This window comes from Planococcus sp. A6 (assembly GCF_028823615.1).
Lineage (GTDB): Bacteria > Bacillota > Bacilli > Bacillales_A > Planococcaceae > Planococcus.
The window spans coordinates 1-7,461 of the sequence record NZ_JAPEHT010000147.1 but is presented as its reverse complement, the minus strand read 5'-3'; the positions used below and the strand labels follow the sequence as shown (position 1 = coordinate 7,461).

Genomic DNA, 7,461 nt, shown 5'->3' with positions numbered 1-7,461 from the left:
TTTCTTTAAAAAGTATGTCCGGTTGCGCAAAGCACCAGCAGTCTCTAAATCATATGCCCCTAACAGACGGGAAGTAATATAAGGCGATGCGAGATTGCAGAATTTCCGGAGTTGCCTATTGCTAAGGTGTGTATTAACCAGCGAAAAATATTCCCGGATTGTATGTTGAAAAGCGAGCGGGTCCACCGCTTGGCAGTCGGCGCAAATCCATCCTTTCTTATGCTTTCGCATCATACTAAGATTTTTACAGCTTGTGCACAGGATACCCGCATACAGCTCGGTTTCTTCTATTGAATATAAATGACACAATGGTTTTCTCTTATAAGGGGTACGAGATTGCTCGAGGAGTTTCTGAATTTCCGATAAATCATGAGGATTTCTTTTTAGGGGGAATTCCTGAAGGATGTTGAATAAATAATTGACCAATTGATATGTTTTGCAGACATGGTGTTGCTTTGGCTTAGCCAGAAATTCACAATGTTTAGATGTAAACACGACAATCCCCGAAACGGGCAAATCGATATTCTGCTGTTTGAAAAATAACCTTAAGAAACGAATATGCTTGTTCAACTGGATCGTCGGATCTTCCATTATCGTTTTTACGCCTTCTATATTGGTTCTTGAAAATTCACCGGTTTCATCATCAAAATAAAGTTGGCCGCTAATATTTTTCGATTCGATGACGATCGCCCCGCGCTCCGTCAATAACAATCCATCCACTTGGACTTTCCAGCGATCTCTTGACAAGCATACATTTCTCAAAAATTGGTGCTGTTCCTCTGTCTCGAATTCGACCAGTTTCCGGTGCAGCCTCTCTTCACCCCTTTTTCCGGCAGTTGCCTTAAAAATTTCAACTTGGATAAATTCCCGGCGCGAATGATTGTCAGGCAATCGATATAACAGCCTCTCCAGCGACTCTATTTCAGATAATAATGCTATTTCTTTTTTGCCCATTGAACACCTCCTAATATGATAGTTGAAGTATAGCATTCGGCAAGGCCTCTTTCACCACAAATTGGCGCTTATGGGCTTTTCCAATCATTTTGTTTGCGGAATGGTTATCGTTGTTTGCAAAACCCATAGATTTATTTGTGGTATTTCTCTGGCTGTTTGCCAATCGACTTATTTTATTTGCGAAATAAAAACGCTTTTTTGCACATTTCACTTCAGCTTTTAACCAATTAAAAAACCCCTCCACAAAAATTGGAGGGGTTTCAAAATTAATCGAATGTAATTTTCGTTACTGTGTCGCGGTCGAGCTTCTTGATTACTTCAATGATCAATTTTACAGCATTTTCGTAATCGTCGCGGTGCAAGATGCCTGCGTGCGAATGGATGTAGCGCGTCGCTACACCGATCGACAAGGCCGGTACGCCGTTTGCTGTCAAATGGATCGAGCCGGCATCTGTTCCTCCGCCTGCAATCGTTTCGAACTGGAACGGGATTCCTGATTCTTCCGCTGTATCGACTACCAACTCACGCAAGCCGCGGTGAGATACCATCGAAGCGTCGAACAACAGGATTTGCGGGCCGTCGCCCATCTTGCTGTTGGATTCTTTTGAGGTGACGCCTGGCGTGTCTCCTGCGATCCCGACATCCACTGCAAAACCGATATCCGGCTGGATGAATGAAGTCGCCGTTTTCGCGCCGCGCAAGCCAACCTCTTCCTGAACCGTCCCGACGCCGTAAACGACGTTCGGGTGGTCGACGCCTTTTAAGCCTTTCAAAACATCAATGGCAATTGCGCAGCCAATGCGGTTGTCCCAAGCTTTCGCCATCAATAGTTTATCGTTGTTCATGACCGTGAACTCGAAATAAGGAGTGACCATATCGCCTGGCGTTACGCCCCATTCTTTAGCTTCTTCACGTGAAGATGCGCCGATGTCGATGAACATGTCCTTGATTTCCACCGGTTTTTTGCGTGCTTCCGGAGACAGGATATGCGGCGGTTTGGATCCGATAACCCCTGTGATTTCTTTTCCGCTGCGCGTTGTAATCGTCACGCGCTGAGCAAGCATGACCTGGTTCCACCAGCCGCCGACCGTTTGGAATTTCAGGAATCCTTTGTCGTCAATCTGTGAAATCATGAAGCCGACTTCATCCAAATGTCCGGCAACCATAATTTTCGGCCCATCTGCAAGCCCTTCTTTTTTGGCAATCAAACTGCCTAGATTATCCGTCTCGATCGTATCGGCAAACGGTTCTATGTATTTCTTCATAACCTCGCGTGATTGGCGTTCGTTGCCTGGAATGCCATTTGCGTCTGTAAGCTCTTTCAACATTTGTTGTGTTTCATCTAATTTCGACATTATTTCGACCTCCTAAATAGTCATTGCTTTTTCAGTATATAGGAAAGCGGTTACGTTATCAAAAGATTCATTCAATACCCTTGCTGCTGGCGCTTGTAATTGGTTTCATTCTTTTCTACGTAAGCTGTCAACACTTCTTCATAGCTGAACCCGAGCGCCTTTGCTAGTGCCCCGAAGGTTTGCCATAAGCTCAGGTATTCTTCGTGCGTTGCTTGTTCTGCAAACCGGCCGACGCCTTGATGGGCAGAGAGGAACAGTTCCGTCAGCTCTTGTTCACTGGTCGGGGCTGGCCATTGTTCCAGTGAATCAAAGCCCTTTTCAATGCCAAGCGACAGGATGAAATGAATACAGTCAACATACTCCTCCAGCAAGGTATTTTTATCTGACGGCCCCTTTGTGCTCCAGAACTTGAAACATCTCGTTTCGTTGGCAAGTTCCGATAATTCTACTTGAAGTGCTAGCACTTTCTTGCGGAACACCGATTTCTCGACGTTTCTGTTCGATTGGATATAGCGGTCGAGCTCCCGCTGCATGTGAAATAATTCCTGAAGGTTCATAGACTTTCTCCTTTTCGACCAAATTAGTGAAACTTCCAAGCTTCTGTTACGTATTATACACAAGACTATCCTAGTAAGGGGGGCAATCCGATGGCATTTTTGATCCGCTTGATCATCATCGCCTTGATTATTTACTTGTTTTACCGTCTCCTCAAATTCATTTTTGACCCAAAGCGCAAGCTCGATGCAGCGCTTGAATCCGGCACTTATTATTTTCACGACGATGTGGGGAACGTCCGCAAGAATTTTTTCATCGCCATGCGCGGTGTTCTGTTTGAAGGCGAGAAATATTTAGGGACCACGAAAGAGGCATTTGATGTCGTCTCCATTTTCATCTGGACCGAAACGCCTGACAAATTGATCGGCTTCTCGAAAGAGGATTTTCATTTCCTGGAGAAGGAGATCCGCATGAATTATCCGGATGCGGACATTTCCTGGAAAAGCCCAATCGAACAATTGATGAAAAAAGAGGAAGAAGCCTGAGCTTCTTCCTCTTTTCTTATGCCATTGCGAGCCATACGAGCAAGCCGGCCTGTACCAAGGCTAAGGCAAAGAATCCGATGCGGAAATTCGTATGCTTTGTTTTATGCCTGAACAGCATCATTCCCAGGTATGCGCCGATGCCCCCGCCAATGACTGCGACAAGCCATAGGCGTTTTTCCGGGATGCGTGGCCCTCGTGCTTGCGCCTGCCTTTTGTCTGCCCACATCATGATAAAGGCAAAACTCGACATGGCGGCCAAATAAGCTGCCAAAATGATCATTCTCTTCCCTCCCGAACGGCTTCAACAAAAAAAGGCCGGCAATTAGCCGGCCTCCTTTCTATCGAACCAGGCACTAGGCCCAGTGTGAATTAGTTGTTAGATGCTTTTTTCGCTTGGTCAACCAAAGCTGTGAAAGCAGCTGCATCAGATACAGCGATTTCAGCTAGCATTTTGCGGTTGATGTCGATACCAGCAAGTTTCAATCCGTGCATCAAGCGGCTGTAAGAAATATCGTTCAAACGAGCTGCTGCGTTGATGCGAGTGATCCACAATTTGCGGAAATCACGTTTTTTGTTGCGACGGTCACGGTAAGCATAGTTACCTGACTTCATGACTTGTTGGTTCGCTACTTTAAATAGTAAGTGTTTAGAACCGTAATAACCTTTAGCTAATTTTAATACTCTTTTACGACGCTTGCGCGTCACTGTTCCGCCTTTTACGCGTGGCATATTGAATTACCTCCTGCTTGAATATGAAAAATTCGATTTTTGTAGTTGTGGGTGTTGTCTTGACTTCAACGGCCAACTCCTCGGCCTTAAGCTGCCCTTCCTGTGCGGCATAGAGCGCCGCTTCGGAAGTACATCTTAAGTCGGCCGGAGCTGAGCGGCCGTTTCCGCTTTTCGTTCTTACTTCATGTTGTAGATCAATGATTTGATGCGTTTCAAGTCGCCTGCAGAAACCAATGAGCCCTTACGGAGCTTACGTTTTTGCTTAGTTGACTTGTTTGCGAACAAGTGGCTTGTGTGGGAACGGTTGCGTTTTACTTTACCAGTTCCAGTTTTCTTGAAGCGTTTAGACGCTCCACTGTGGCTTTTCATTTTCGGCATTTCGGGTTCCTCCTAAACAATTATGCTATTATTCCTTCTCGTTGACCGGGTTCAGCATCAAGAACATGCTGCGGCCTTCCATTTTCGGGCGCTGTTCAACCGTCGCGACTTCCTTGCACTCTTCTGCGAAGCGCTCAAGGACGCGTTGTCCGATTTCTTTGTGCGTGATCGCACGGCCTTTGAAACGGATTGAAGCTTTCACTTTGTCGCCTTTTTCAAGGAACTTGATGGCATTGCGGAGCTTCGTGTTAAAATCGTGGTCATCGATGCCAGGGCTCAAACGAACCTCTTTGACGTTGATGATCTTTTGGTTTTTACGAATTTCGCGCTCTTTCTTTTGCTGTTCAAATTTGAACTTGCCGTGGTCCATGATCCGTGCGACCGGCGGCTTAGCTTGAGGAGCCACTAGTACTAGATCCAAGTTGACACGAGCTGCAATCTCGAGCGCCTCGTTGCGTGATTTGATTCCGAGCTGTTCACCATTTTGGTCAATAACCCGTAATTCACGTGCACGAATGCCTTCGTTTACATTGTTGTCTCTGCTAATAATGATCCACCTCCGGGTAGTGTCGCGAATAGCTTAAATGTGTAAACCGGACGATCCGGTTCACAGGCGCAAACAAAAAGCGGGCGAACCCCGAGGAGTTCGCCCGCCATAATATGACACATGCTAGTTGCATGTAAAAGTCAATCGTGTCTACCTGCCAACAATCGGTCGATCAGGTGAGAAGCGGGCGCTCCTGCTTGCACATATAAGTATTCAATAACCTAAATAAGAATATCACGCAGCGCTTTTACTGTCAAGCACTTTAGCGAAGTTCGGATTGGACGAGTTTAAGGAAGTCTTCGAATGGCATGCTCTCCGAGTTCTGCTCGCCATATTTCCGGACGTTGACCGAGCCGCTTTCGAGCTCCTTATCGCCGATAACGAGCATATATGGAACTTTCTGCATTTGTGCTTCGCGGATTTTGTAGCCCAGTTTTTCATCGCGCTCATCGATATCGACGCGCAATTTATGCTGCTGCATTTTCTCCTGAAGCTCTTTTGCGTATTCGCTGTGCACATCGAGCGATACCGGAATGATTTCCACTTGCACCGGCGCGAGCCATGTCGGAAATGCACCTTTGTATTCCTCGATTAAGAATGCGACGAAACGTTCCATAGTCGAAACGACGCCGCGGTGAATGACGACCGGACGATGCTGTTTGCCGTCTTCGCCGATATACGTCAAATCGAATTTCTCCGGCAACAAGAAATCAAGCTGGACAGTCGACAAAGTTTCTTCTTTGCCGAGCGCTGTTTTCACTTGAACGTCGAGTTTTGGCCCGTAGAACGCTGCTTCACCTTCTGCTTCAAAATAATCGAGGCCCAGTTCATCCATCGCTTCTTTCAGCATCGATTGCGCACGGTCCCACATGGCGTCATCGTCATAGTATTTTTCTTTATCAGCCGGGTCGCGGTAAGATACGCGGAACGAATAATCTTTTAAATCGAAGTCTTTGTACACTTCAATGACGAGATTGACGACGCGTTTGAATTCTTCTTTGATTTGATCCGGACGCACGAATAGGTGGGCATCGTTCAATGTCATTCCGCGCACGCGCTGCAGGCCGGACAAGGCACCTGACATTTCATAGCGGTGCATCAAGCCAAGTTCTGCGATGCGGATCGGCAATTGGCGATAGGAATGAATGCCTTGTTTGTAGATCATCATGTGATGCGGGCAGTTCATCGGGCGCAGCACTAAATCTTCATTGTCCATTTGCATGACCGGGAACATGTTTTCCTGATAGTGATCCCAGTGGCCGCTTGTTTTATACAATTCGACACTGCCCATGACCGGAGTGTAGACGTGGTCATAGCCCATGCGTTCTTCTTTGTCGACGATATAGCGTTCGATGATGCGACGGATTGTTGCGCCTTTTGGCAGCCACATCGGCAAGCCTTGCCCGACCTTTTGGGAGTTCATGAACAAATTGAGCTCTTTGCCGATTTTGCGGTGGTCGCGCTCTTTCGCTTCTTCGAGCATTTCAAGATGGGCTTTCAATTCTTCTTTCTTGAAGAATGCTGTTCCGTAGATACGCTGAAGCATTTTATTGTCGCTATCGCCGCGCCAGTAAGCTCCAGCGACACTCAATAGTTTGAACTCTTTCAATTTCCCAGTTGATGGTACATGGATACCGCGGCACAAATCGAAAAATTCGCCTTGTTCGTAGATCGACACTTGCTCATCTTCTGGGATCGCTTCTAGAAGCTCCAGCTTATATGGGTCGTTAATCGCTTCAAAGCGTTGCTGCGCTTCGTTTCTCGATACTTCCACGCGGACGATTTCCAAGTTTTCATTGATGATTTTTTTCATTTCTTTTTCGATGACCGGCAGATCTTCAGCTGTAATCGCCGATTCTGTATCGATATCATAATAGAAGCCGTTTTCGATGACCGGCCCAACGCCAAGCTTGGCATCCGGATACAGGCGCTTGACTGCTTGAGCCATCAAATGCGCTGAGCTGTGGCGTAGTACTTCCAATGCTTCTTCGGATTCCGGCGTGATGATCGCGATGTCGCCATCCGCTTCAAGAGGTGCTTTTAAATCGACCAAGTTGCCGGAAAGCTTGCCTGCCACCGCTTTTTTGCGAAGGCCCGGGCTAATGGATTGAGCGATTTCTTCTGTAGATGTTCCTTTGGCGAACTCTTTTACTGCGCCGTCTGGAAATGTTAATTGAATCATGTCTGCCATATGAATCTCTCCTTTGAATGATATCGGGTGAATCGAGAACCACAGGGTCTGGTTCAGCGTTTCAGGTTTTTTTGTCTAGCTTTTGCAGCCTGCCTCTCGGGTCGTAAGCCAGTTTCCCTGTGCGGCAAAAAGCGCCTCTTCGGGAACCCAGCTTACGCCTGTCGGAGGGCCACAGGATGTGGGTCAGCTAAGCGTTGCGACAGGACGTCGCGTTCTTAGCTTAGCTTCCGCTTTCAGGCGCTTCAGCTTTTCTTGGTGTCTAGCTTC

9 protein-coding genes are annotated in these 7,461 nt (G+C 46.9%); 1 reads left to right on the top strand and 8 read right to left on the bottom strand.

What is annotated here, in order from left to right:
- The 3 genes from ON064_RS16015 to ON064_RS16005 form a co-directional block, all read right to left on the bottom strand.
- On the bottom strand, positions 1-954 hold a 954-nt coding region (locus tag ON064_RS16015), incomplete at its 3' end, for a nuclease-related domain-containing protein (RefSeq protein ID WP_274625551.1).
- Positions 955-1,220: 266 nt separating this feature from the next.
- Positions 1,221-2,309 (bottom strand): M42 family metallopeptidase, encoded by a 1,089-nt coding sequence (locus ON064_RS16010; RefSeq protein ID WP_211653876.1) that lies wholly within the window; start codon positions 2,307-2,309, stop codon positions 1,221-1,223.
- A 71-nt stretch (positions 2,310-2,380) separates the two neighbouring features.
- Positions 2,381-2,866: a dUTP diphosphatase gene (locus ON064_RS16005; RefSeq protein ID WP_274625550.1), complete on the bottom strand. Its 486-nt coding sequence runs from the start codon at positions 2,864-2,866 to the stop codon at positions 2,381-2,383.
- Between the two features lie 90 nt (positions 2,867-2,956).
- Here ON064_RS16005 and ON064_RS16000 point away from each other — a divergent pair, with 90 nt between their 5' ends.
- Positions 2,957-3,349, top strand: a complete 393-nt coding sequence (locus tag ON064_RS16000) for a hypothetical protein (protein WP_058381061.1) — start codon at positions 2,957-2,959, stop codon at positions 3,347-3,349.
- Between the two features lie 16 nt (positions 3,350-3,365).
- Here ON064_RS16000 and ON064_RS15995 read toward each other — a convergent pair whose 3' ends face one another.
- From ON064_RS15995 to thrS, 5 genes are all read right to left on the bottom strand, one after another.
- Complete coding sequence (locus ON064_RS15995; protein ID WP_274625549.1) at positions 3,366-3,629, bottom strand: DUF1294 domain-containing protein; 264 nt, start codon at positions 3,627-3,629, stop codon at positions 3,366-3,368.
- An 89-nt stretch (positions 3,630-3,718) separates the two neighbouring features.
- Positions 3,719-4,078, bottom strand: coding sequence for a 50S ribosomal protein L20 (gene rplT / locus ON064_RS15990; RefSeq protein ID WP_058381063.1), 360 nt, complete (start codon positions 4,076-4,078; stop codon positions 3,719-3,721).
- Positions 4,079-4,255: 177 nt separating this feature from the next.
- The gene (gene rpmI, locus ON064_RS15985; protein ID WP_058381064.1) at positions 4,256-4,456 is read right to left on the bottom strand and encodes a 50S ribosomal protein L35; all 201 of its coding nucleotides are present in this window, start codon (positions 4,454-4,456) and stop codon (positions 4,256-4,258) included.
- A gap of 28 nt (positions 4,457-4,484) precedes the next feature.
- Positions 4,485-5,003 (bottom strand): translation initiation factor IF-3, encoded by a 519-nt coding sequence (gene infC / locus ON064_RS15980; protein ID WP_083509123.1) that lies wholly within the window; start codon positions 5,001-5,003, stop codon positions 4,485-4,487.
- Between the two features lie 262 nt (positions 5,004-5,265).
- Entirely contained in the window at positions 5,266-7,194 is a 1,929-nt protein-coding gene (gene thrS / locus ON064_RS15975; RefSeq protein WP_274625548.1) for a threonine--tRNA ligase, read from the bottom strand.
- Positions 7,195-7,461: the final 267 nt, after the last annotated feature.